The sequence below is a fragment of the Tenacibaculum sp. Bg11-29 genome, from assembly GCF_002836595.1.
Lineage (GTDB): Bacteria > Bacteroidota > Bacteroidia > Flavobacteriales > Flavobacteriaceae > Polaribacter.
Genome location: NZ_PJBB01000003.1, coordinates 2,986,645 through 3,012,467, shown reverse-complemented (window position 1 = coordinate 3,012,467; position 25,823 = coordinate 2,986,645). Strand labels below are relative to the sequence as shown.

21 protein-coding genes and 1 pseudogene are annotated in these 25,823 nt (G+C 28.4%); 10 read left to right on the top strand and 12 right to left on the bottom strand.

What is annotated here, in order from left to right; all coding sequences use genetic code 11:
• Positions 1 to 96 precede the first annotated feature (96 nt).
• The 4 genes and pseudogenes from CXF68_RS13790 to CXF68_RS21030 all read left to right on the top strand — a co-directional run.
• Positions 97 to 1,467 (top strand): sigma-54 dependent transcriptional regulator, encoded by a 1,371-nt coding sequence (locus tag CXF68_RS13790; protein WP_101045611.1) that lies wholly within the window; start codon positions 97 to 99, stop codon positions 1,465 to 1,467.
• A complete protein-coding gene (locus tag CXF68_RS13785; RefSeq protein WP_101045609.1) occupies positions 1,468 to 2,787 on the top strand; it encodes a PAS domain-containing sensor histidine kinase in 1,320 nt (439 codons plus the stop codon).
• A 687-nt stretch (positions 2,788 to 3,474) separates the two neighbouring features.
• Complete coding sequence (locus CXF68_RS13780; protein ID WP_101045607.1) at positions 3,475 to 3,906, top strand: helix-turn-helix transcriptional regulator; 432 nt, start codon at positions 3,475 to 3,477, stop codon at positions 3,904 to 3,906.
• A 76-nt stretch (positions 3,907 to 3,982) separates the two neighbouring features.
• Positions 3,983 to 4,126, top strand: a pseudogene (locus CXF68_RS21030) (transcriptional regulator); the annotation flags it as partial.
• 425 nt (positions 4,127 to 4,551) lie between these two features.
• On the opposite strand, the gene fabG reads toward CXF68_RS21030, so the two are convergent.
• The 10 genes from fabG to CXF68_RS13725 form a co-directional block, all read right to left on the bottom strand.
• Positions 4,552 to 5,298, bottom strand: a complete 747-nt coding sequence (gene fabG / locus CXF68_RS13770) for a 3-oxoacyl-[acyl-carrier-protein] reductase (protein WP_101045605.1) — start codon at positions 5,296 to 5,298, stop codon at positions 4,552 to 4,554.
• A gap of 93 nt (positions 5,299 to 5,391) precedes the next feature.
• Positions 5,392 to 8,361 carry a pitrilysin family protein gene (locus CXF68_RS13765; RefSeq protein ID WP_101045603.1) on the bottom strand — a complete coding sequence of 990 codons (2,970 nt, stop codon included), beginning with the start codon at positions 8,359 to 8,361 and terminating at the stop codon, positions 5,392 to 5,394.
• Between the two features lie 380 nt (positions 8,362 to 8,741).
• On the bottom strand, positions 8,742 to 8,996 hold the full coding sequence (locus tag CXF68_RS13760; RefSeq protein ID WP_101045601.1) for a hypothetical protein: 255 nt from the start codon (positions 8,994 to 8,996) through the stop codon (positions 8,742 to 8,744).
• Positions 8,997 to 9,092: 96 nt separating this feature from the next.
• Positions 9,093 to 9,965 carry a succinate--CoA ligase subunit alpha gene (gene sucD, locus CXF68_RS13755; RefSeq protein WP_101045599.1) on the bottom strand — a complete coding sequence of 291 codons (873 nt, stop codon included), beginning with the start codon at positions 9,963 to 9,965 and terminating at the stop codon, positions 9,093 to 9,095.
• A gap of 65 nt (positions 9,966 to 10,030) precedes the next feature.
• Positions 10,031 to 10,957 carry a UDP-3-O-(3-hydroxymyristoyl)glucosamine N-acyltransferase gene (locus CXF68_RS13750; protein ID WP_101045597.1) on the bottom strand — a complete coding sequence of 309 codons (927 nt, stop codon included), beginning with the start codon at positions 10,955 to 10,957 and terminating at the stop codon, positions 10,031 to 10,033.
• Between the two features lie 107 nt (positions 10,958 to 11,064).
• Positions 11,065 to 11,631: an elongation factor P gene (gene efp, locus CXF68_RS13745; RefSeq protein ID WP_101045595.1), complete on the bottom strand. Its 567-nt coding sequence runs from the start codon at positions 11,629 to 11,631 to the stop codon at positions 11,065 to 11,067.
• A gap of 73 nt (positions 11,632 to 11,704) precedes the next feature.
• Positions 11,705 to 12,490 (bottom strand): acyl-ACP--UDP-N-acetylglucosamine O-acyltransferase, encoded by a 786-nt coding sequence (lpxA, locus tag CXF68_RS13740; RefSeq protein ID WP_101045593.1) that lies wholly within the window; start codon positions 12,488 to 12,490, stop codon positions 11,705 to 11,707.
• A 4-nt stretch (positions 12,491 to 12,494) separates the two neighbouring features.
• Positions 12,495 to 13,886 carry a bifunctional UDP-3-O-[3-hydroxymyristoyl] N-acetylglucosamine deacetylase/3-hydroxyacyl-ACP dehydratase gene (locus CXF68_RS13735; protein WP_101045590.1) on the bottom strand — a complete coding sequence of 464 codons (1,392 nt, stop codon included), beginning with the start codon at positions 13,884 to 13,886 and terminating at the stop codon, positions 12,495 to 12,497.
• A complete protein-coding gene (lpxD, locus tag CXF68_RS13730; RefSeq protein WP_101045588.1) occupies positions 13,879 to 14,919 on the bottom strand; it encodes a UDP-3-O-(3-hydroxymyristoyl)glucosamine N-acyltransferase in 1,041 nt (346 codons plus the stop codon). The genes CXF68_RS13735 and lpxD overlap by 8 nt, the downstream gene beginning before the upstream one ends.
• A gap of 56 nt (positions 14,920 to 14,975) precedes the next feature.
• The gene (locus CXF68_RS13725) at positions 14,976 to 16,208 is read right to left on the bottom strand and encodes an HD domain-containing protein (protein WP_101045587.1); all 1,233 of its coding nucleotides are present in this window, start codon (positions 16,206 to 16,208) and stop codon (positions 14,976 to 14,978) included.
• A 150-nt stretch (positions 16,209 to 16,358) separates the two neighbouring features.
• On the opposite strand from CXF68_RS13725, the gene CXF68_RS13720 reads away from it, so the two are divergent.
• From CXF68_RS13720 to CXF68_RS13705, 4 genes are read left to right on the top strand one after another with little or no spacing between them, the layout of a single operon-like run.
• Positions 16,359 to 17,906 carry a bifunctional response regulator/alkaline phosphatase family protein gene (locus tag CXF68_RS13720; protein WP_101045585.1) on the top strand — a complete coding sequence of 516 codons (1,548 nt, stop codon included), beginning with the start codon at positions 16,359 to 16,361 and terminating at the stop codon, positions 17,904 to 17,906.
• Positions 17,907 to 17,934: 28 nt separating this feature from the next.
• Entirely contained in the window at positions 17,935 to 18,510 is a 576-nt protein-coding gene (locus CXF68_RS13715; RefSeq protein WP_101045583.1) for a DUF1287 domain-containing protein, read from the top strand.
• Between the two features lie 38 nt (positions 18,511 to 18,548).
• Positions 18,549 to 18,962, top strand: a complete 414-nt coding sequence (tsaE, locus tag CXF68_RS13710; RefSeq protein WP_101045581.1) for a tRNA (adenosine(37)-N6)-threonylcarbamoyltransferase complex ATPase subunit type 1 TsaE — start codon at positions 18,549 to 18,551, stop codon at positions 18,960 to 18,962.
• A gap of 5 nt (positions 18,963 to 18,967) precedes the next feature.
• Entirely contained in the window at positions 18,968 to 20,164 is a 1,197-nt protein-coding gene (locus CXF68_RS13705) for an alanine dehydrogenase (RefSeq protein WP_101045579.1), read from the top strand.
• A gap of 326 nt (positions 20,165 to 20,490) precedes the next feature.
• Here the strand turns inward: CXF68_RS13705 and CXF68_RS13700 are convergent, their stop codons facing one another.
• Together CXF68_RS13700 and CXF68_RS13695 are read right to left on the bottom strand one after the other, a co-directional pair.
• Positions 20,491 to 21,903, bottom strand: coding sequence for a HAMP domain-containing sensor histidine kinase (locus tag CXF68_RS13700; RefSeq protein ID WP_101047533.1), 1,413 nt, complete (start codon positions 21,901 to 21,903; stop codon positions 20,491 to 20,493).
• 46 nt (positions 21,904 to 21,949) lie between these two features.
• The gene (locus tag CXF68_RS13695; protein ID WP_101045578.1) at positions 21,950 to 22,687 is read right to left on the bottom strand and encodes a response regulator transcription factor; all 738 of its coding nucleotides are present in this window, start codon (positions 22,685 to 22,687) and stop codon (positions 21,950 to 21,952) included.
• A gap of 157 nt (positions 22,688 to 22,844) precedes the next feature.
• On the opposite strand from CXF68_RS13695, the gene CXF68_RS13690 reads away from it, so the two are divergent.
• A complete protein-coding gene (locus tag CXF68_RS13690) occupies positions 22,845 to 24,479 on the top strand; it encodes an AMP-binding protein (protein ID WP_101045576.1) in 1,635 nt (544 codons plus the stop codon).
• A 10-nt stretch (positions 24,480 to 24,489) separates the two neighbouring features.
• Positions 24,490 to 25,803, top strand: a complete 1,314-nt coding sequence (locus tag CXF68_RS13685; RefSeq protein WP_101045574.1) for a hypothetical protein — start codon at positions 24,490 to 24,492, stop codon at positions 25,801 to 25,803.
• The last annotated feature ends 20 nt before the right edge of the window (positions 25,804 to 25,823 follow it).

The window sequence follows — 25,823 nt, the reverse complement described above, 5'->3', positions numbered from 1 at the left end:
CTGATAATTAATTAATTAAATTTAACGTGTTTTTTTAAGGTGTTCAAAAACGAACATTTTTTTGTTCATATTCAAACAATTGATTAACTATGTCGTATGAGAAAAAAAGAAGCTACCATATTAATAGTTGACGATGATGATGATATTTTATTTTCTGCAAGAATAAGTTTGAAAAAATATTTTACTGAAATTACCACCGCTAATAATCCGAAGAAAATAAGTAATCATTTAACCACTGCAACTATAGATGTTGTTTTGTTAGATATGAATTATCGTATTGGATATGAAGACGGTAAAGAAGGTTTATATTGGTTAAACCATATTAAAGAAATTAGTCCAGAGACTACTGTTATTTTAATGACCGCTTTTGGTAGTGTAAATTTAGCTGTTGATGCCATAAAAAAAGGAGCAACTGATTTTATTTTAAAACCTTGGAACACTGAAAAATTATATGGAATTGTAAATGCCGGTGTAGAATTGGCTCGCTCTAAACGAAAAAATACGCAATTAGAAACTGTTCAAAAACTAAATGACAAAGATTTTCATCAACAAACAGAACATATTATTGGTAATTCTTTAGCAATGAAATCTGCTGTTGGTTTAGCTAAAAAAGTAGCTCCAACTGATGCTACTATTTTAATTTTAGGTGAAAACGGAACAGGGAAATATGTTTTTGCTAAAGAAATACATTTGAATTCAGAACGTAAAAATCATCCTTTTATTCACGTTGATTTAGGTTCTTTAAATGAAAATTTATTTGAAAGTGAGTTATTTGGTTATACAAAAGGAGCGTTTACAGATGCGCATAAAGATACTATTGGACGATTTGAATTGGCAAAAGGAGGAACCATTTTCTTAGATGAAATAGGCAACCTTCCACTCCATTTACAATCAAAATTATTAACAGTTGTTCAAAATAGAAAAGTAACTCGTTTAGGTGAAGGGAATGAACGTGCTATAGATGTCCGTATTATTTGTGCTACAAATGCGAATATTCATAAAATGGTAGATGAGCAAACCTTTCGTCAAGATTTATTATTTAGAATAAATACTATTGAGTTGAATTTACCACCTCTTAGAGACAGGGTTGGTGATGTTGAGTTACTAGCCAGCCATTTCTTAAAAAAACTAAATCAGAAATACAGAAAAAAAATAGACGGATTTAGTAAACAAGCTCTCAGTGGATTAAAGAAATATCATTGGCCAGGAAATATTAGAGAAATTGAACACATAATTGAACGTGCCGTTATTATTACTGACAACATTCAAATTCAAACTGAAGACTTACATTTTTCAACTAAAAAATTAGATATATCATTATCTACAAGTCTAAATTTAGAAGAAACAGAGAAATTATTAATTGAACAAGCATTACAAAAACATCAAGGTAATATTTCTAGAGCAGCTAAAGACCTAGGTTTAACTCGTGCTGCTTTGTATAGACGATTAGAAAAACATCAATTATAAATGGGGAAAGCTCAATTTATTCAGATACTTATTAGAATACTGTTATTAATAGTTAACGCTATTTTAATTTTCTTTACCTATACTAAAGGATACGCTATCAATGCTATTGGGTGTTCTCTTTTATTTTTATTTCAATTATTTTTATTTTTTGACTATTTAAAAAAAAAATTTGCTGATATAGAAAAATCGATAGATTGCTTATTATATGATGATTATTCTAATACCATTTCTTCAAAAAAAAGAAAAAACTCATTACACAACAAAACCGCTTTGTTATTAGAAAAACACAGAAAACAAAGTCTTTTAAATACTTCTGAGGCTTTAATTCTTACAAATATTATAGAAAGTTTAAGTATTGGGATGCTTATATTAAGAAAAGATGCGAATCAACAAATTGAAGTTTTTCAAATTAATAAAGCTTTTACTGATTTTTTAAAAATTCCTAAGTTTTATAATTGGGGATTATTAAAAAATAAAATTGGAAATCTTTTAGATTTTATTTCAAAATGGGATGCTATAAAACATACTATTAGTATTGATGTAAACGATACTGAAGAAAGTTTTTTCTTAAAAACATCAGTAACGCAAACAAATGAATACGAATACTTAATTCTTTCTTTAGAAACTATTCAACAATTAATTGATAAAAAGGAAAAAGAAGCTTGGTATAAGTTAATGAATGTAATGTCTCATGAAATTATAAATACCATTACTCCTATTAGTAGTTTAGCCGAAAATTTAGATTCACTTTTACAAGAAAATGAAACAGATGAAGAAACTATTCAAGAATTATCTCAAGGATTACAAATAATAAAAAGACGATCATACCACTTAACTTCGTTTGTTGATACTTATAGAAAATTAGCTGAATTACCATTACCTCAAAAAGAAAACATCAATTTAACACAGGTATTGCAAAACACTTTACTCTTATTTGAACAAGAATTAAAATTAAAGGGTATTATAATAGTATTTAATGCAAATGATAGTATAATTGTAAATGCTGATAAAAAACAGATAGAACAGGTTATTATAAACTTACTCTCTAATTGTTTATATGCTTTAACAGCTATTGAGAATCCTAAAATTAAAATTGAGCTTATAAAAGAAAAAAATAGGACTCATTTTTCTATTACCGATAATGGCATTGGTATTTTAAATGAAATAAAAGACAATATATTTATTCCTTATTTTACTACACGTAAAGATGGTTCTGGTATAGGCTTAACTTTAAGTAAGAGTATTATAGAATCACATAATGGTAGTATTAAATTTACTTCAAAACCACAAAAAACTTGTTTTACTGTTACTTTTTATTAATTTACAATTGTAAACTTATTTGTTTATTCATAATTATTTGTTTAAAAATCAATGGTCTCGTAAATAATATCTTTGATATGTCTTTTAATAAAAAGAGCTGTTTAATAAATCATTAATTATGCTATTTATATCTTTTTAAAGTGCTTATAGAGGTTAATAACTTATAAAATTAGCTATAAATGAAGAGTTTTTACTTCAATAGTGTAGTTTACATTTGTAAATGATTTATATTTTAAGGAATATATTACTTTATCTATTATGATTTCCATAATATGGGAGATTTATGCTTTAATAGACCTATATAATCCATGATTTAAGCTGTTTACATCTTATATTGAGACAATAACCTAATATTTTGATCTTATTAAACAAATTACAATACTCCCCCTATTCTTCATGTAAGGTAGTTAACAAATGTAAATAATGTTTTATCATTACTTCTAATTGACATTTGTACTCACTGCAAACAGGTGTTTATTTCAATTAGTTTTATCACTTACAATAGCTTTTTATTATAATAAACACTTAATTACCTATACTAGAGGGTGTTACATTGACTTATCTACATCTTTAATTCACTTAAAAAGTAATATATTTACTTAAAAACACAATGATTTCACTCTTGCTTATTAATTTACAATTGTATATCTTTGTATTAAATAACCTTAGTTTACAATTGTAACATTTATGGAGCTATTACCAAGATTAAAAAGAATTATTGAACACTATAATTTAACATCATCAACATTTGCAGATACTATTGATGTGCAACGCTCTAGTATATCTCACCTGCTCTCTGGTAGAAATAAACCGAGTCTTGATTTTGTTATGAAAATAATAAACAAATTTCCTGAAGTAGATTTGTACTGGCTATTATACGGAAAAGGTAGTTTTCCTAAAATTGAAGGAATTATTGAACCTAAAAATCAAAATGATATTATTAAAGAAAAAAAGACAGCTCCTTCTCTTTTTTCTGAAAATGAAACATCTGAACAAGAGCCTGAAATAAAATCAAATATGCAATTCTCAGCGGTTGAAAATAAGCAAGCAAATACAAAAAAAATAAGTAGAATTATTCTATTTTTTGAAGATGGAAGCTTTGAAGCTTATAACCAATAATTTTATTAATTTACTTTTTCAACTAAAAAAGTAGTTCGTGTAAACTCTAATAATTCTTAATAATTATATTTTTTGTATATCTCATCTACTCTGTGATAGAAATAAACCGAATCTTTATTTTGTTAAAAAATTAATAAACAAATTTCCTGAAGTAGATTTGTACTGGCTATTATACTTAAAAGGTAATTTCCCTAAATTGAAGGAATTATTCAACCTAAAATAAAAATGATGTCATTAAAGGAAAAGACAACTCCTTCTCTTTTTTCTTAAAATGAAACATATCAACAAGAGCCTGAAGTAAAATCAAATACGCAATTCTCAGCGATTGAAAATAAGCAAGCTAATGCAAAAAAATAAGTAGAATTATTCTATTTTTTGAAAATGGAAACTTTGGAGCTTGCAACCAATAATTTTATTAATTTACTTTTTACTAAAAAAAGTTACTGTAAACTTTAATTACTTTTAAAAATTATCCCTTTTTTTCTTTAAAAATTTGTTAACCAAAAAGTAATAAAAAAAACTATTGTTATAATAATAATAGATTTGAGCTCAATCATGAAAAGGATATATAAATTTTTATAAATAACAAAACCCTGCTATTTAATAATAGCAGGGTTTTATTGTAAAAATATATTTTTGAATATCTTACGTTAACATTCCTCCATCAACAGATAAAGTTTGTCCAGTAATATATGCACTCATATCAGATGCTAAAAACACACAAGCATTTGCAATGTCTTCTGGAGTTCCTCCTCTTTTTAGAGGAATTTCATTACGCCATCCTTCAACTACTTTTTCATCTAATTTTGCTGTCATTTCAGTTTCAATAAATCCAGGAGCAACTACGTTACTTCTAATATTTCTTGAACCTAACTCTAAAGCCACCGATTTAGAAAAACCAATAATACCAGCTTTTGAAGCTGCATAATTTGCTTGACCTGCATTTCCTTTTAATCCAACAACCGAACTCATATTAATAATTGAACCTTTGCGTTGTTTCATCATCGGACGAATAACTGCTTTAGTTAAATTAAAAACAGATTTTAAGTTTACTTCAATAACCTTATCAAAATCATCTTCAGAAATACGCATTAATAAATTATCTTTTGTAATACCTGCATTGTTTATCAATACATCAATACTTCCAAACTCAGTATGTACTTCTTTCGCTAATTCTTGAGCTGCATCGAAATCAGCTGCATTTGATTGATATCCTTTGGCTTTTACACCTAAATCTGTCAATTCTTTTTCTAAAGCATTTGCCGCATCAACAGAAGAACTATATGTAAAAGCAATATTTGCTCCTTGTTTTGCAAACTCTAAAGCTATTCCTCTACCAATACCTCTTGAGGCACCTGTTATAATAGCTGTTTTATTTTCTAATAATTTCATTATCTAGTTGTTTTGATAGTTCAAATATAAAAAGAAAAATCCTGCTAAAGAATACTCTTTAGCAGGATTTTAAATAGTTGTAAAGATATCTTATTAAGATTTTATCTTTTTCTCATTTACATAGTTAAATAAGTAATCAACATCTAATTCTTTAATCTTACCTAATTTTTGTAAAGACTTAATATCTAGATCTTTCTTGTTACCAATAACCATAACATTATAAGATTCTCCTTTTACATTTTTATCAAAGAAAGCTTTTAAATCTTCTATTGTCATTTCTTTAATCGTGTTATACATTTGCTCACGATTATCGTTGTCAATTCCTAATTTCTTTAATCTTTCATAAGACCAAAAAATACTAGATTTTGTAATACGCTGTGCAGCTATCTTTTTTAATGTAGATTCTTTTGCTGCATTAAATTGCTTTTCAGCTTCTGGCATGTTATTCATTAACTCTAACATTGCATCAACAGCTTGCGTTAGCTTATTTGCTTGCGTACCAACATAAGCCATAACGTAATTATTACCATCTTTTTTACGAGCATTGCTATATGATGCAAATGCTGAATAAGCTAATGATTTACTTTCACGAATTTCTTGAAATACAATTGATGATAATCCGCTACCAAAATAGGTATTAAATAATGTTGAAGCTGCTAAGTTTTCTGGTTTAAAAGGTTCACCTTTTGCTAAAAATAATAATTCAGATTGAACCATATCGTAGTTTGTAAAAAACACGTTACCTCCTGTTTCTGTTTCAATATATTTTTTTGCTTCAGGATATTCTTTTAACTCTCCATATATTTTATGATGTGTGTCTAAAGCACTAACCGCAGATTTTACATCTTTACCGTAGTAAAAAACACGTTGCTTATAGTTTTTTAAATCTTTAAGAATACTCACTAACTCAACTGGATCAATTGCTTTTAACTCATCAACTTGCATTATGTTACGTAAACGAGAATCTTCACCATACTTACCATAATTCATTAAACCATTCCAAAGAATATTTTCTTTTTGAGTTTTTCCGTTTTGACGGCCTTTAAAAATCTTCTCTACATATTTATCAAATGCTCTTTGATCTGCTTTTGCATTATCCCATAAATGTTCTAATAACTCTAATCCTTTAGGTAAGTTTTCTTTTAAACCTCTTAAACCTACATACGTTTTATCATCTTGAGCACTTACATAATAATCTACTCCTAATTTATAAAACTCTTTTTTGATGTCTTCAGCTGAATATTTATCAGTCCCTAAAAATTCTAAATAACCAGCAGCAAGACTTAACTTTTTATCGTTGTCTTTACCCATGTCAAAAATAATATTTAAATCAAATAAATCATTATTCTTATTTTCAACATAAGATACTGAAATATCATTTTTAGTTTTCAACTCTTTAATCGCTGTTTTATAGTCAACAAATTTAGGCGCTAATGGAGCCGATTTTTGTTTGTTAAATTCAGTAATAAATTCAGAGCTTTTACCTCTATTTAAATTAACAGGTGTAATTCCTGGGTTTTTAACCTTTACAATATTTTTATCTTCTCCTTTACGCTTGTAGGTTACAACATAGTTATTTTGATAAAATGTATTAGCAAAATCAACTAATTCTACTTTTGTGATTTTCTTTAAATCATCTAAAAATTTAACTTTATCATTCCAATTTTCATGGTGAATAAATGCATTAAAATAAGCGCTTGCTAATGCAGTGTTACTTTCATACTGGCGAGTTTGACTTAATTTTAAATCATTTACCACTGCTTCAATCATCCATTCGTCAAATTCACCTTTCTTTAATTTTTCAATCTGTTCTAATAACAAATCTTTAACCTCGTCTAAAGTTTGACCAGTTTTTGGAGAACCATTAAAAGAGTGATATCCATAATCATTTAAAAATGTTGGCGAACAACCAGCTCTTTGTACCGCTTGCTTTTGATTTAAATTTAAATCAATTAAACCTGCATTACCATTTGCCATAATCATATCGCAAAGTGTAACCATTTTTTCCTCTTTAGTATTTACACCTTTTGAACGGAAAGCTATAGAAATACTTTCTGATGTTGGCCCAAATACTTCTTTAACTATTGATTCTGTAATTGGAGACTCTTTTGGTAAAACAGGATGTGCTAATTCTTTTCTTTCAAATTTACCAAAAGCAGCATTCACTTCTTTAATAGTAGCTTCAAAATCTAAATCTCCAACCAATACAACAGCCATATTATTTGGTACATAGTATTTATCGAAATAATTATGAATATCGATCATTGAAGGATTCTTTAAATGCTCCGCTTTACCAATAGTTGATTGTTGACCATAAGGATGATTAGGAAATAAACCTTTTAACATTGCAGCATAACTCTTTCTGAAATCACTATCCTGACCACGGTTAAATTCTTCAAAAACAGCTTCTAACTCAGTATGAAATAAACGTAATACTAACGAACTAAAACGTTCTGATTCTAAATCTAACCATTTATTTAACTCATTAGCAGGAATTTTGTTTTTATAGACTGTTTCTTCAAACCAAGTATGTGCATTAGTACCTGTAGCACCTAGTGATTCTATAATTTTTTTATATTCACCTGAAGAACCATGTTTAGAAGCTTCTAAAGAAACTTTATCAATTTCTTTATAAAGAACTAATTTTTTGGCTTCGTCTTTTTCTGCTCTATGTTTTTCATATAAATCAGATATTTTATCCAAGAAAACTTTCTCTTTATCCCAATCAAGAGCTCCTATTTTATCCGTTCCTTTAAATAACATATGCTCTAAATAGTGTGCTAAACCTGTAGATTCTTTAGGATCGTAATTTGAGCCTGCTCTTACCGCAATATAAGTTTGAATTTTTGGTTCGTCTGTATTTTTACTTAAATACACTTTTAAACCATTATCTAAAGTATATAAACGTAAGCCTGTTGGATCATTTGTAACAGTTTCGTATTTAAAACCGTCCACACTTTTATGTTCTTCTGTCTTCACTTCATCATTTGAAGTTGCTGATTTCTTACAACTGACAACAGAAATAAGTAACATGCTTACTAAGAGTAATTTAATTTTTTTCATTTTATTTTATTTAGTTAAATTAAAAAACCCGTTGAATTAGCAATTCAACGGATTTTAAAGAAATATATTTTGATATTTTAACAGTTTTTTCCAATCCAAGATATCTATTTATCAGTTCCCTTAAAATACTCTAAATATCAAATTATTCTATTGATTTTTAAGCTCTTTAGTTTTGAACTTTCACAAACTGTAATACATATTTTATTTTTGGGTTTATCAGTGCTTTTATTTTTTATATACTTTTAAACCATTGTCTAATAGTATATAAACAATACGAAACAAACTTATAAAATTTAACAATTAAGTTTAGAATCCTTTAAAAAAATAAAGAACATAGTCTTTATTTTTTTTAGCACACTGATTTTTATAACTTAAAATTATTAAAAAGGTACAGGCCCACCATCTGTTGGTTCTGAAGTAGCTTCGCTTCCTTTAACATATGTTATAAAACCTCCTCCAAGGCCACAAGCATTAGCTATTTCTTGACCAAAATTAGTAGTTAATGAATTACCTCTAATTGATCCACTTCCTCCTCTTGTACAACTATAATAAATAATTAAGTCACCTCCTTTAACTAAATTTAATTCCTCTTTCGTTAATTCTTTTCCTAAATTTTTAATTTGATTCAATTTCATTTTTTTAATTTTATGTTAATAATTTAGCTAATCTAATAAAAAAAGCCTTAATCTTTTAAAAGATTAAGGCTTTTTTTATTAGATTATATTATAAAACTATGCTAAAACTTTTGCTACCATTTCACCAATTTTAGCTGGTGATTCAACAACATGAACTCCATTTTCTGCCAAAATCTTCATTTTTGCTTGAGCAGTATCATCATCACCACCTACAATTGCACCTGCATGCCCCATTGTTCTACCAGCTGGTGCAGTTTGACCTGCAATAAAACCAATTACTGGTTTACGATTACCATCAGCTTTAATCCAACGAGCAGCTTCTGCTTCTAAGTTTCCTCCGATTTCACCAATCATTACGATTGCTTCAGTTTCATCATCATTCATTAATAACTCAACAGCTTCTTTTGTTGTAGTTCCAATAATTGGATCTCCACCAATACCAATTGCTGTGGTTATACCAAATCCTTGTTTTACAACTTGATCAGCAGCTTCATAAGTTAAAGTACCTGATTTAGAAACAATACCTATTTTACCTTTTTTAAAGATAAACCCTGGCATAATACCAACTTTAGCTTCATCTGGAGTAATTACTCCAGGACAATTAGGTCCTACTAAAGTACAATCTAATTGATCTACGTAAGCTTTTACTTTTACCATATCAGCAGTAGGAATTCCTTCAGTAATACAAATAATTACTTTAATTCCTGCTTCAGCAGATTCCATAATAGCATCAGCAGCAAATGCTGGTGGTACAAAAATAATAGAAGTATCTGCTCCTACTTTTTGTACAGCTTCATCAACTGTATTAAAAACTGGTTTACCTATGTGTTCTTGCCCTCCTTTACCTGGTGTTACACCTCCTACGACGTTTGTACCGTAATCGATCATTTGACCAGCGTGAAAAGTACCTTCACTACCTGTAAAACCTTGAACTATAATTTTTGAATCTTTATTTACTAAAACACTCATTGGTATATTTTTATTTAATTTTAAGCTTCACAAAAATAGTTTTTTGTAATTGATTTGTGAAACTTTTATATCTTTTTTTGTTCTTTTACTAATCGTTTTATTTCAGCTAATTCTTTTAACTTACTTCTAGATTCTGAAACTGGTGTTCCGAAATACGATTTACCCCCTTCTACAGATTTTGTAACACCTGTTTGACCGAGTATTACAGCTCCTTTACCTATAGTAATTCCACTGTTTGTTCCAACCTGCCCCCATATAGTTACTTCGTCCTCAATAATAACACAACCAGCAATACCAGTTTGTGATGCTATTAAACACTTTTTACCTATTACAGTATCATGCCCTACATGAACCTGATTATCAATTTTTGTTCCTGCACCAATAGTAGTATTACCTGTTACACCTTTATCAATAGTACAAGAAGCTCCTAAATCTACATTATCTTCTAAAATAACGCTTCCTCCAGAAATTAATTTATCAAAAGCATCAGGCCTGTTTTTATAATAAAAAGCATCAGCTCCTAAAACGGTATTCGCATGAATTGTAACATTATTACCAATAATAGCATTGCTATAAATAGTAACGTTAGGATGAATCACACAGTTTTTACCTATAGATACATTATCGCCTATAAAAACATTTGGCTGAATAATGGTTCCTTCTCCAATAATTGCACTTTCAGAAATACTTTCTTTTGATGCTATAAACGGATTAAAATGTTTTGTTATTTTATTAAAATCTCTAAAAGGATCCTCTGATATTAATAATGACTTTCCTTCTGGACAAGCTACTTCTTTATTAATTAAAATAGTCGTTGCTGCCGAGTTTAAAGCTTTACTATAATACTTGGGGTGATCTACAAAAACAATATCCCCCTTTTCTACAACATGAATTTCATTAATCCCTGTAATAGAAAAAGAAGATTTACCAACAAATTCACAACTTAAAAGTTGCGATATTTGTTGTAATGTTTGTGTTTTTTTGAATTTCATATTTTAGAATTGTCATTGCGAACATAGTGAATCAATCTGTTTCCTTAAGAAGAGATTACTTCGTATATACAAAGCTATCGCTTTGAAACTCTTCGTAATGACGAAATTTATTCTTTAACACGTTCTTGATACGTACCTTTTGTCGTTTCGACTTTAATTTTATCTCCCTCATTTATAAAAAGAGGTACATTTACGATTGCTCCAGACTCAACAGTAGCTGGTTTTGTTGCATTCGTTGCTGTATTTCCTTTTATACCTGGTTCTGTATGAGTAACTTCTAAAACTACACTTGCAGGCATATCAACTGATAAAGGCATATCATCTTCAGAATTGATAATAATTGTTACCACTTCTCCTTCTTTCATTAATTCAGGTGAATCTAAAGCACTTTTTTCTAATGTAATTTGAGAATAATCTACTTCGTTCATAAAGTGATACGTTTCTCCTTCTTTGTATAAATATTGAAATTTATGTGTTTCAACTCTAACATCATCAATTTTTCTTCCTGAAGGGAAAGTATTATCTACTACTTTACCATTAGTAACACTTTTTAATTTTGTTCTTACAAAAGCAGGTCCTTTTCCTGGTTTTACATGTAAAAATTCAACGACCTTATATATGTCATTGTTGTATTTCATGCATAATCCGTTTTTAATATCTGATGTTGTAGCCATTGTATGTATTTCTTTATATTTTTATTTATTAAAACGCGAGCTTATTAAACTATTTACTAGTTTAAGTCTATAATTAATTTGATTTGAAGTATCCTTTCATGATACCACGATGTGAGTCTTTTATAAATTGAATAATTTCATCACGTTCTGAAGTTGCACTCATTTCCGCTTCAATAATATCAATCGCTTGAGTGTTATTAAAGTTTTGCTGGAATAAAATTCTAAATATATCTTGAATTTCTCTAATCTTCTCTATAGCATAGCCTCTTCTTCTCAATCCTACTGAATTAATACCAACATATGATAATGGCTCACGAGCAGCTTTTACATACGGTGGAACATCTTTACGAACTAAAGACCCCCCCGTTACAAAAGCATGTTTCCCTACTGAAGCAAATTGGTGTACAGCTACCATACCTGCTAATACAACGTCATCACCAATAGTAACATGACCTGCTAAAGTTGTGTTATTTGAAAAAATACAGTTATTACCTACAAAACAATCGTGTGCAATATGACAATATGCCATTATTAAACAATTGTTTCCTATAACAGTTTTCATTCTATCTGAAGTACCTCTGTTTATCGTAACACATTCTCTTATAGTAACATTATCACCAATTACAACTGTAGTTTCTTCATCATCAAACTTCAAATCTTGAGGGATTGCCGATATAACAGAGCCTGGGAAAATTCTACAATTTTTACCAATTCGAGCTCCTTCCATGATAGTAACATTAGAACCTATCCAAGTTCCCGAACCAATTTCTACATTTGAATGTATTGTTGTAAAAGGTTCTATCACTACATTTCTAGCAATTTTAGCTTGTGGATGTACGTATGCAAGTGGTTGATTCATAAAATTATTGTTTTTTTGCGATTTGTGCCATTAATTCTGCTTCAACAACTATTTTGTTATTTGCATATCCATAAGCTTGCATATGACAGATACCTCTTCTTATAGGTGTTATTAACTCACATTTAAAAGTTAGCGTATCTCCTGGAAGCACTTTTTGTTTAAATTTAACTTTATCCATTTTCATAAAATAAGTTAAATAATTTTCAGGGTCTGGTACTGTATTTAATACTAATACTCCTCCACACTGGGCCATTGCTTCTACTTGTAAAACCCCTGGCATTACTGGAGCACCAGGAAAATGTCCTGTAAAAAAAGGTTCGTTCATAGTCACATTTTTCATACCAACAACATGTGTGTCAGATAATTCTATAATACGATCTATCAATAAAAATGGAGGCCTGTGTGGTAATATGTCCATTATCTGATGAATATCCATTAAAGGTGGTTTATTCAAATCATATTGAGGAACATTATTCCGTTTCTCTTGTTTTATGATTTTCGCCAGTTTTTTTGCAAATAATGTATTTACTAAATGCCCTGGTTTATTTGCAATAACTTTACCTTTAATACGAATACCTACTAAAGCTAAATCACCAATTACATCTAACAGTTTATGACGTGCTGCTTCATTTGCCCAATGCAATTCTAGATTATCTAAAATTCCGTTAGACTGTACTTTTATATCTTCTTTATTAAAAGCTTTTTTTAATTTTTGCATTGTGCTTTCTGATAATTCTTTATCAACATACACAATTGCATTATTTAAATCTCCACCTTTTATCAAATCATTTTCGAGTAACATTTCAATTTCGTGTAAAAAACTAAATGTTCTTGCTGCAGAAATTTCTTCTTTAAAGTCAGAAATATGACTTAATGTAGCATTTTGAGTTCCTAAAATTTTAGTTCCAAAATCTACCATTGTAGTTATTTGATATTCATCTGAAGGCATTAAAATAATTTCACTTCCTGTAGCTTCATCTTTATAAGATATAATATCTTTTACAACATATTCTACAATATCAGCACCTTGTTCTACAATACCTGCTTCTTCTAACGCTTTAATAAAAAACTTAGAAGATCCATCCATAATAGGAGGTTCAGAAGCATTTATTTCTATAATTAAATTATCAATATCTAACCCAACAGCTGCTGCTAAAACATGTTCAGAAGTTTGAATTTGCACTCCATTTTTCTCAAGATTTGTTCCTCTTTGAGTATTAGTTACAAATTCTGCTTTAGCTTGAATAATTGGCATTCCTTCTAAATCAACTCTTGTAAAAGCAAATCCATGGTTTATTGGAGCTGGTTTAAATACCATTGTTACTTCATTACCTGTATGTAACCCTACACCAGTTAATGTAATTTCATTTCTTATTGTTCTTTGCTGTTTACTCATTTTTTATTTTTTGAGTATTTAACTCTTTTTCTATTTTATGTATTGTTGATGCTAATTTTGGCAACTTTTTAAAGTAAACATATGATTTACTGTAATCTGAATATCCAAAAGCTGGTGTTCCTTGAACTACATCATTATCTTTTATGCTTTTCCCTATACCTGATTGTGCTTGTATTCTCACATTATTACCTATAGATATATGCCCTACAATACCTACTTGTCCTCCAATCATACAGCTTTCTCCTATTTTAGTAGAACCTGCAATTCCTGTTTGAGAAGCAATTACAGTATTTTCACCAATCTCTACATTATGTGCAACCTGTATTTGGTTATCTAACTTTACTCCTTTTTTAATAATTGTTGATCCTAATGTTGCTCTATCTATAGTAGAATTAGCTCCTATATCAACATTATCTTCTATAATAACATTTCCTATTTGAGGTATTGTTTTATATTCTCCACTTTCTGTTGGTGCAAAACCAAATCCATCAGAGCCAACCACACTTCCCGAATGAATTTTACAATTCATACCTATAATTGTTTCTGAGTAAATTTTTACGCCAGCAAATACAGTTGTATTATCACCTATTTTTGTGTTGTCACCAATATAAGTATTTGGGTAAATTTTTACATTTTCTCCAAGAATAACATTTTCTCCAATATATGCAAATGCACCAATGTATTCATTTTTTCCTACAGAAGCAGAACCGGCAATAAAATGAGGGTTTTCTCGCCCTTGTTTATTATTTTTTACTTCATTATAAAACTCTAATAATTTTGTAAATGCCTGATAAGCGTCATTCACTTTTATTAAAGTCGTTTTCAACTCTTTTTCTGGTTTAAAAGATTCATTTACTATAACAACAGATGCCTCTGTTGTATATAAGTAAGAATTATACTTCGCATTAGATAAAAAACTTAATGCTCCTTTAGTGCCTTCTTCTATCTTAGAAAGTTTAGAAACTTCTGCTTCTGGGTTACCTTCAACTTCACCTTCTAAAATATCTGCTATTTGTTTTGCTGTAAATTTCATTGAATGCAAAAGTAATTATTTTTGTTTAATTACATCTTGTTAGAATTGTTTAACAATTAAACTATTTTTTTTGGATAACATAAATAATGTTTTATCACTGGCTTAGATAATGCTTTTAAATTTAATTGATCTGATGCTTTTGCTATATCTTTTAACTCACCTTTTTTCGTGTAAATCTTTATCGGATCATTGGTATTGTACGCTTGATGTTTAATCTTATTTGATAAAACAAAATAATTTAAATCACTTTCTTTAATATTACTATTCTCTAAAATATTCTTATGAATAGCTGCTATATATGTATTTGCAAATGGCTCTTCTTGAATTTCAATTTTTAAAAGATTTCTATGAATAATCATTTTTGCTAAAGATGAAAGTACAAAATCTTCATGATGTACCCAATCTTTTATTGCAGACATCACATCATAATCATCTAATTCTGAGAATATTTTTAATGTATTGTTCGTGAAATTATTTTCAGATATAGGAGTATACAAAAAGTACTTTAATGCCCTACTAGCATACAATTCAACACCTTTTAAAGCTAACTCTTTTGCTCTTTTTAATACATTAACCAATGTAATTTCTGCAACTAAACCTGTTTTATGTAAATATACTTGCCAATACATTAAACGACGAGCTATGATAAATTTTTCAACAGAATAAATTCCTTTTTGCTCAATTACTAATTCATCCTCTACCACATTCATCATAGCTATTAACCGTTCTGATGAAATGTTTCCTTCAGCTACGCCTGTGTAAAAGCTGTCTCTTTTTAGGTAATCTAACCGATCTATATCTAACTGACTAGATATTAATTGATATAAAAATTGTCTATGGTATTTTCCTTCAAAAATTTGAATAGCTAAGCTTAATTTACTATTAAATTCATCATTTAAAGCTCTCATAAACTTTAACGAAATTTCTTCATGTGTAATTCCGTTTACAATACTGTGTTCTAATGCGTGAGAAAATGCTCCATGTCCTATATCATGTAACAAAATAGCAATATATAATGCATTTGCTTCTTCGTCAGAAATTTCAACATTCTTATTTCTTAAAACATACACTGCTTTTTGCATTAAATGCATGCAACCTATTGCATGATGAAAACGGGTATGATTTGCTCCTGGATATACCATATTTGATAATCCCATTTGTGTTACCCTTCTTAATCGTTGAAAATAAGGATGCTCTATAATATCAAAAATTAAAGAATTAGGTATTGTTATAAACCCATAAATAGGGTCGTTTATAATCTTTAATTTATTCGTTTTTTGATTGTTCAAAATGTATAAATACTTCAATTTAAAACAAAATAATCATAATTTATCAACAAAACCAAATTAACAAATACTTTATTAACGTATTTTTAGCTTTTAGAAATACAACAAATACATTTTGGAGCGTTATTTTTATATGTAAACATAGAAAATTAGATGAAAAATATAGATATACTTTGGGTTGATGATGAAATAGATTTATTAAAACCTCACATTTTATTCTTAGAAAAGAAAAACTATTCAGTAACCACTTCTACAAACGGTGCTGATGCCATAGATTTAGTAGATGAACAAAATTTTGATATTGTTTTTTTAGATGAAAACATGCCCGGAATAACAGGGCTAGAAACCCTAGCTGCAATTAAACAAAAAAATGCAAATCTTCCTGTAGTTATGATTACTAAAAGCGAAGAAGAGTATATTATGGAAGAAGCTATTGGCTCTAAAATTGCTGATTATTTGATAAAACCTGTAAATCCTAATCAAATATTATTAAGTTTAAAAAAGAATTTAGATCATTCACGGTTAGTTTCTGAAAAAACAACTTCCAACTATCAACAAGAATTTAGGAAAATTTCTATGGATTTAGCGATGGTTAATTCTTATGAAGAATGGACAGAACTTTACAAAAAACTGGTGCATTGGGAATTAGAATTAGAAAACATTAACGATACAGGAATGTTAGAAATTTTGGAATCTCAAAAATCTGAAGCTAATTCACAATTTTTTAAATTTATAAAAAAGAATTATCAAAAATGGCTTACTAGTGATGATAAGCCTACCTTTTCACATACACTTTTTAAAAACTATGTAGTTCCTAATATTTCTAAAGATCAAGGTCTATTACTTGTTGTAATTGATAACCTTCGTTATGATCAATATAAAATATTAGAACCTTTTATTAATAATTATTACAAAAAGGAAGAAGAACATTCATATTACAGTATTTTGCCCACAGCTACACAGTATGCTCGTAATGCAATATTTTCAGGATTAATGCCTTTAGATATGGAAAAAAAACATCCTGATCTTTGGAAAAATGATACAGATGAAGGTGGGAAAAATCTGTATGAACCTGACTTTTTAGATGCACAAATAAAAAGATTGAATTTAAAAATTCAACACGAATACTATAAAATTGTATCTCTTAAAAGCGGAAAAGAATTAGCCGATAATTATAACGGAACAAAGCAAAATGATTTAACTGTAGTTGTATATAATTTTGTTGATATGTTATCACATTCTAAAACAGAAATGGAGGTTATTAAAGAACTTGCTGGAGATGACAAAGCTTATAGATCATTAACGGTTAGTTGGTTTAAAAACTCACCTTTATATGATATTATTCAAAAAGCACAAAAACTTGGTCAAAAACTTATTATTACGACTGATCATGGTACAATAAATTCTAAAACTCCTACTAAAGTTGTTGGAGATAAAAATATTAGTTCTAATTTACGTTATAAAACAGGTAGAAGTTTAAGTTATGAAGACAAAGATGTTTATGCTGTTAAAAATCCAAAAGATATATTTTTACCTAGTATAGCTATAAATAGCCCATTTATTTTTGCTAAAGAAGATTTATTTTTTGCGTACCCTAACAATTATAATCATTTCGTTAAATATTTTAAAAACACGTATCAGCATGGTGGTATTTCGCTAGAAGAAGTAATTATACCGTGTGCTATTTATAGCCCTAAGTAAGAAACATTTTTTTATTTTAATATTTATCATGAAAATTAAATTTATAATCTTTTTGTTTTTTTTTGTTAAACTTAGTTTCTCACAAATAAAAGAAAATAGATTAAGTATAGCTGCCCTAGAACTAACTAAGTATAAAGTAACTTATGATCCAAGTTATTTTTCTATTTCGTACCCTAATGGTGATGTTCCATCAGACAAAGGTGTGTGTACTGATGTTGTTATTAGGGCTTATAGAAAATTAGGTATCGATTTACAAAAGGAAGTTCACGAGGATATGTTAAAAAACTTTTCTCTATATCCTAAAGTATGGGGATTAAAGAGAACTGACAAAAACATTGACCATCGTAGAGTTCCTAATTTAATGACCTTTTTCAGTAGAAAAGGAACTGTAAGTATAAAATCTAAAAAGTCAGAAGATTATATACCTGGTGATATTGTTTGCTGGAATTTACACGGAGGAATTACTCATATTGGTATTGTTGTAAATAAAAAAACGAAAGATAATAAACGTTATATGATTGTACATAATATTGGTAATGGTCAGGTACTTGAAGATTGTCTTTTTGATTTTAAAATCATTGGCCACTACAGTTATAAAAATTAAATTTCTTTACCTTTTAACAGTTTTTTATTTTTGCATCTATGAACAAAAATTATTCTTTAGACAATTTACCTCAAATAGCCGAAGACATTATTAAAAATGCCCAGAATAAAGTATTACTTTTTCATGGCGATATGGGAGTTGGTAAAACCACTTTAATAAAAGAAATCTGTAAAACGTTAGGAGTTTATGATGTAGCACACTCCCCTACTTTTTCTTTAGTTAATGAATATCAAACTAATAACAATGAAATTGTTTATCATTTTGATTTTTATCGTATCGAGCATGAAGAAGAAGCTTATGACATAGGTGTTGAAGATTATCTTTACAGTAATAACTGGTGTTTAATTGAATGGCCAGAAAACGTTAAAAATTTATTACCTTTAGATGCTGTTGATATAAAGATTAGTCTTTTAGAAAACGATCAACGTAACATTCAAATAAAAACTAACTAAACTAAATGGGCTACACCTCACCTTTTACTAAAGAACAATTAATGCCTCAACCTGAAATGCTTGAAATAAAAAAGCAAAAAGGTGAATTATTAATAGGTCTACCCAAAGAAACTCATTTTGAAGAAAAACGCATCAGTTTGTCTCCCGATGCTGTTTCTGCTTTAGTTGCTCATGGTCATAGAATTGTTATTGAGACTGGTGCTGGTGATGGAGCTAATTATAGTGACAAAGAATATTCTGATGCTGGTGCAAAAATAGCATACGATATAAAAGAAGCATTTGCTTGTACTATTGTTTTAAAGGTTGAACCTCCTTCTTTAGAAGAAATTAAAATGTTAAATCCACAAACAGTTTTAATATCTGCATTACAATTAAAAACTCAGGATAAAAAGTATTTTGAAGCATTAGCTAAAAAACGAATTACCGCTGTAGCTTTTGATTATATAAAAGATGAACATGGTGTATATCCTATTGTAAAATCACTAAGTGAAATTGCTGGTATTGCTGCTATGCATATTGCTGCCGAATTAATGACAACTGCTAATGGAGGTAATGGATTATTATTAGGTAATATTGGTGGTGTTCCACCTAGTGATGTTGTTATTTTAGGTGCTGGTACCGTGGGTGAGTTTGCTGCTAAGATCGCCATTGGTTTGGGAGCGCGTGTTAAGGTATTTGACAATTCAATTACCAAGCTTCGTAAACTACAACACTTCGTTCATTCGCCCGTTTACACATCTACAATTCAACCAAAAACTTTAGCAAAAGCTTTAATGAGATGTGATGTTGTTATTGGAGCTATTAGAGGTAAAAAAAGATCGCCAGTAATTGTTACAGAAACTATGATTGAACAAATGAAAGATGGTGCTGTTATTGTTGATGTTAGTATAGATCGTGGAGGATGTTTTGAAACTTCAAAAATTACAACTCATAGTAAACCTACTTTTAATCAACATGGTGTAATTCATTATTGTGTACCAAATATACCTTCAAGATACGCTCGTACAGCTTCTGTTTCTATTAGTAATATATTTACACCTTATTTATTAAATATAGCTGAGGAAGGTGGCTTTGAAAATTCTGCTCGTTTTGATAAGAGTTTACGAAATGGCATCTATTTTTATCACGGTATTTTAACAAGTAAAACTGTAGCTGATTGGTTTGACTTACCTTATAGAGATATTAATTTATTAATATTATAAATAAACATATCTAACATCGAGTTAACTTCTTGTAAATTTTATTTATCTTTATGTGGTGTATTTATTAAGCTTATTTTGTAGCTGAATACAATAAATATGACTGTTTCTACCTAAACAATCATATTTAATATAATATCTGAGATTATTTTTAAAACCCATCCTAAATCATAGGTGTTTTCAGAATCAAATATTTAGAATCAACGAATAACTATATGTACCTTCCAAAAATAACATGAACCTTCTAATTACTTACTTAAGAGTTGATTTTTAGTCGTTTTTATAGAAAATAATAGAATTACATTGTTTTTAACATAGTAACAATATATTTAATTCTCACAAAATAAAGAAAACTTAAAACAGGTTCCTTTATTTTCATTGTTTGATACCTCTAAATTGGTTTGATGTAATTCCATAATTTTTTTTACTATTGATAAACCTAAACCAATCCCTTTATTTTCATTTGAGATGTTAACTTGAGTATAACTATTAAAAATATCCTGTTGTTTTAATTTAGGTATTCCTTCACCTGTATCAATAATTTTAAGAGTTACATTATTCGTATTTTCTTTATATATTTCTATAATTATTTTTCCATTTAAAGGAGTAAATTTAATAGCATTTTCAAGAATATTTTGAAGAGCTCTTTCTATTAATAATACATCAGCATACACAAGTTGTATTTCATTTTTTATTTCAACCAATATTTCAATTCCTTTTAATTCAGAAATAAGATTGTATCTTTTTTGTAAATCAAACACCAAATTTGTGATATTAAAAAAATCTTTTTTTACATCTATTTTTTGAGCTTCAAATTTGGTATATTCAAAGAGTTCATTTATCATATTTTCAAGATGACTAGCACTTTTTTCTATAATTAGCATAAAGTCTTTTCTATCACTAACAGCTATATCTTCTTTTATTTTTAAAGTTTCAATATAACCTTTGATTACAGTTAAAGGTGTTCGTAAATCATGAGATACGTCTGCTATTAATTCTTTTCTAAATTTATTAACAGCATGTATTTGTTGAATATTAAGTTCTATTGTTTCTGCCATATTATTATAAGTTAATGCTAATACGGATAAATCTGATTTTGCAGGATTAGGAATTCTACTAGTTAGATCTCCTTCTTTAAATTTATTAACATGATAAATTATAATACGTAAATTTCGTGTTAAAAACCAAACACTTAACCAACCAACCAACATCGCAAATAGCATTGTTAAAAAAATAGTGTGTATGCATAAATTAAAAAAAAAAAGCTGGAATAATTTTTCACAAATTTGTTGATATTTTTGACTTGCTAATATGACATATATATACCCAGTTTGTCCGTTTTTTTCAAAATAAGCGGCAGAAAATATTTTTTTCTTCTCTTTATCTCTAGGATCATCTCCTAAAATATAAAGTTGATTATTTTTAATGAAATTTTTTATTGGTTTTAAATCAACTGATTGAAGTTTTTTATCTTTTTTTGAATGTTCTAATACTACAGAATAAATTATTTCTCCTTTTTTATTTAATAAATAAACTTCAATAGCTCTATTTACAGCCATCATATCGTGCATTATACCATCAAATAAACCCTTATTAACTAATCCATTTTTTAAAAAAGGAGCGTCATTTTTAAACTTCTCTTCTACTAAGTATTTAGCTACATTATTATTTAATTGTTGTGTTGTTTGGCTATAAAATTGTTTTATAAAAAAAAAGGCAGCATATATATATATACCGCCCATAATTAATATAATTGTTAAAAAAAAAATACTTAGTTTTTTAATTAATTTATTTGAAATTGTTCTGTAAAGACTCACTCGTAAGGTATTTTAATTCTTCATTAAATTTATAACCAACGCCCCAAGTTGTTAATATAAATTTAGGTTCGTCAGTGTTTTTTTCTATTTTATTTCTTAATCTATTTATATGTGAATTTACAGTATGTCTATAACCTTCAAACTCATATCCCCATATAATCTCTAATAAAGAATCTCTACTATATACTTTACCAGGAGTTGAAGCCATTAAAACTAAAAGTTCAAACTCTTTAGGGGAAAGATTTATCTTTTCTGAATTAATAATAACTTTTCGTTGTTCTATATCAATAAATAACTCTTCAAATAGTATTCTATTATAAACATCCTTTGTTTGTTGGTTTTTACGTATTGTATTTCTTCTAATAACAGCAGAGACTCTAGAAAGTAATTCCCTTACACTAAAAGGTTTAGTCATGTAATCATCAGCTCCTAATTCAAGCCCTAAAATTTTATCAATTTCATTACTTCTTGCTGTTAGCATAATAATTGGTGTCTGTTTTTGTCTTCTTATATTTTTACAAACTTCTATTCCATTTAAGTTAGGTAAAGTTAAATCGAGTATGATTAAAGAAAAATCTTCCTTGAGAGCTAACTCTAAACCTCTTTTACCATCTAAACAAGTAGTAACATTATAATGATTATCTACTAAGTTAAACTCAATTAATTTCGATATATCAATATCATCTTCAATAATAAGTATTTTTTTCATTCTATAGAGTTTCGGGGTGTTCATTAGCTAACTTAAAGAAATATACCGTGATTTAAAAATGATTTTTTTGTGATACTTCTGTGATAGTATTAAAAGTTATTTACATCATTGAAATAAAGCTGCAGCTGAAAACAAATATTAACTTAATTATAATATCATGAAAAAAACAGTATTTAATGATAATATTCTATATGAAAAAGACATAGAAAATGATGAAAACAAATTATTTTATTTAAAACCATTAATAGATAAAAAAGCTATAAGTAGTTTATCTATTGAAGATCAGATAAAGTTTATTGAGTATGGAATAGCATCATCAGTTCCCCCGAAATATAAAAACATTTTAGAGGCCTTTGAATGTTGGGTTTCAAAAACTCCAAATACTATTGCGGCTATTCATATTAAAAAAGAAATAACCTATAAAGAACTTGACGATGAAGCTACAATATTAGCGCTTATACTAAAACAAAGAGGAATATCTTCTGGAGATAGTATTGCTTTATACATGCATCGATCTATAGATATGTTAATCGGTATTATAGCCTCTTTAAAACTAGGTGCTATTTATATACCACAAGACCCTCGAATCGTTCCTGAAAAGATGCTTCAATCTATTTATAAAATAAGTAATTCATCTATAATTATTTCAAATTCTAATTACCAAGAATTAAATTATTTTAAAGAAGCCGCAAAAATTATTTTTATAGATAAAGAATTATCTAAAGATACTTATCGCCATTTGTATGGTAATGTTAAACTTATCAATCAAAAGGGAAATACCCCTAATGATACTTGTTTTATTCTCTTTACATCAGGAACAACAGGAATTCCTAATGGTGTTCAGGTAACCAATAAAAATTTATGCAACATATTATATACATCTCCTGGTGATTTAAATATTCGACCAGGTACTAAGGTTGCTCAAATACTTAATATTTCATTTGATATGGCAGCGTGGGAAATTCTAGGTTGCTTAGGTAATGGAGGAACATTACTTATTAGAGGAAAAAGTATTCAAGAAACAGCACAAAAAGCTCATGTAATTATTGCGACTCCAACAGTACTTACAACAATAGACATAACTAAATGTAAATCACTTAAAACAGTTGCTGTTGCAGGTGAGCCTTGCCCTGAAATTTTAGCAAATAAATGGGCAAAAGTTTGTGATTTTTACAATTCATGCGGACCTACCGAAACGACTATTGTAAATACGATGAAAAGGTGTGGTTTTAAAAATAAAGAACTCTCAATAGGTAAACCTACCCCCAATAACACAGTATACATATTAAATGACAATAGGGAACCCTGTAAGATTGGAGAAGTTGGGATTATGTGGGCTGGTGGAGATTGTGTAACAAAAGGTTATGTAAATAATAATACATTAAATCAAAAACGTTATGCCGTTGACCCTTTTTTAAAGAAAGAAAAGAAAATGTTTAATACAGGTGATTTAGGTAGATGGAATCTAGAAGGTGAATTAATTCATTATGGAAGAATTGACGATCAAGTAAAAATTAAAGGTTTTAGAGTTGAATTAGATGCTATTTCAAAAATAATTGAGCGTATTTATAATGTTAAAAGGGCTGTTACAATAAAACATAAGAATTCCTTAGTCTCTTTTATTAGTGGAGAATTTCAAAATAAAACGGAAATATTAGATCAATTAAAAATGGATCTTTCTAATGAACTCCCCTACTACTATTTACCCAGCGAATTTATTTTTATGAAAGAACTTCCTAAAACATCTAGAGGAAAAATAAATAAATCAAAATTAAAAGAGATTTTAAGTTAAACACTGTAAAATGGAAACGATAGTATTACCTCCGAAAAAAAACTTTTTATATCGCTTAGGAAAACACCCATGGCTGATTCCTTATCGTAGATTATTTATACTTATTGTATTTATAAATTTAGGTTTAATGATAAAAGCCTTTACAACATGGAATTGGTTCTCTCCTGAAAATATACAGCTTGGAAAAATAGCAAAAATTATTTTATATAATTTCTCTTTAGCTATATTAATAAGGCAACAGTATATTATTAATATACTGTTTAGAATAGCTACAAATGTACCTAAAAACTGGCCTTTAATTATTAGAAGAGTTTGTGCTAAAGTATATCATTTTGGTGGATTACACAGCTCTAGTGCTACAATGGGAACAATTTGGTACGTCATTTTTGTAGCTAGTTTATACTATCATTATTTAAATGTACTCCCAGGTGTAAACCTATCAATTATAATAGTAACATCATTAATATTAATCCTTTTGATTGTAATAATTATGATGGCATTACCTAAGGTGAGAACAAAGTATCATAATCAATTTGAAATCACTCATAGATTAGGTGGTTGGACTGTTCTTATCTTATTCTGGGCTCAAATGATCTTATTTTTAACTCTAGAACATTCATTACTAAACATAACTAAAACCTTAAATTTTTGGTTACTTATAATACTTACTATAAGTGTTATACTTCCTTGGTTACGCTTAAAAAAAGTGAACATCAATATTGAAAAACCTTCAAATCATGTTGCGTTAACTTCTTTTGATTATGGGGTTACTCCATTTGCAGGCTCAGCTACAGCATTAAGTAGAAACCCTTTATTAGAGTGGCATTCATTTGCAAATGTTCCATCACCTGAAAAAGATGGATTTAGATTAACTATTTCTAGAGCTGGGGATTGGACAGGAAAGTTTATAAATGATAGACCAAAAAAGGTGTGGGTTAAGGGAATACCTACAGCTGGTGTTGGAAATGTAGATAAAATATTTAAAAAAATCATATGGATAGCTACTGGTAGCGGAATAGGTCCTTGTATACCTCATTTACTATTAAACGAAACACCTTCATTATTAATATGGGCAACTAGAAATCCCGAAAAAACATATGGAGAAGATTTAGTTAACGAAATTAAGGCTGTACAACCTAATGCTATTATTTGGAATACTGATACTCATGGAAAACCAGACCTTGTTAAGTTAGCCTATAAAGCCCATGTAGATTTTAAAGCTGAAGCAGTAATCTGTATTTCTAATCAAAAATTAACTCAAGAAGTAGTGCATAATATGGAGTATTTAGGTATTCCTGCATATGGAGCTATTTGGGATTCTTAAATAACAAAAAACTAAAAATT